Source organism: Citrobacter sp. Igbk 17 (assembly GCF_028069775.1).
Taxonomy (GTDB): Bacteria; Pseudomonadota; Gammaproteobacteria; order Enterobacterales; family Enterobacteriaceae; genus Citrobacter.
The window spans coordinates 1-1,024 of the sequence record NZ_JANEWI010000082.1; the positions used below are offsets into that span (position 1 = coordinate 1).

Annotated in this window: 1 protein-coding gene; it reads left to right on the forward strand. The window is 46.2% G+C overall.

Annotation, left to right across the window (positions count from 1 at the left end):
* Nucleotides 1-282 precede the first annotated feature (282 nt).
* Nucleotides 283-954, forward strand: a complete 672-nt coding sequence (locus NNO08_RS22840) for an SOS response-associated peptidase (RefSeq protein ID WP_271440819.1) — start codon at nt 283-285, stop codon at nt 952-954.
* Nucleotides 955-1,024: the final 70 nt, after the last annotated feature.

Sequence of the window (1,024 nt, forward strand, 5' to 3'; positions counted from 1 at the left end):
GTAAATACAGTTAATTATCATAAAATCAATCAGTTAGTAAAAAATGAATTTAGACAATCACAGGCAATATGAGTCATTTCATCGCCCCAAATCATGCCCCTAACTGATTTTTGCCCCCAAATTTGCCCCCAAAAAAGTAACAATGGGTAGTGGTTTATCGGCCATATAACAGCCTCGAAAAGGTAGCAAAACGTAATGGAATATTAGTGGTGTGGAGGTTCAAATACTCTCGTACTAACCAATATCCTATACTTTCAGTCTGACAGTTAACTGGAGGTTTCTATGTGTGGACGCTTTTCACAGTCAATGACACGTGAAGACTATCTCGCCCTGCTCTCAGATGAAGCTGAGCGCGATATTCCATACGATCCAGAACCCATCGGGCGTTTCAACGTAGCGCCAGGCACCAAAGTTCTGCTTCTGAGTGAACGTGATGAACAACTGCATCTTGATCCAGTTATCTGGGGTTACGCCCCTGGGTGGTGGGATAAATCACCGCTAATTAACGCAAGGTCTGAAACTGCGGCCACCAGCAGAATGTTTAAACCGCTCTGGCAGCATGGCCGCGCAATTTGCTTTGCTGATGGTTGGTACGAGTGGAAAAAGGAAGGCGATAATAAACAGCCCTACTTCATTCATCGGACCGATGGTCAGCCAATATTCATAGCGGCAATTGGCAGCACACCATTTGAACGAGGTGATGAAGCAGAAGGTTTTCTGATAGTTACAGCTGCAGCTGACAAAGGACTGCTTGATATTCACGACAGGCGACCGCTAGTACTATCGCCAGATGCAGCTCGCGAATGGATGAGGCAGGATGTTGGAGGGAAAGAAGCTGCGGAAATTGCAGTCGACGGTGCCGTGCCGGCTGAAAAATTTATATGGCACGCCGTAACACGTGCCGTTGGGAATGTTAGGAATCAAGGACCAGAGTTAATAGACGCTATCCGTTGATACAGCGTGAGAAAATGCCTGTTTTGAGCGAGAGGCAGAAGTTCGTAACCATAACCACATCGTGTGTATC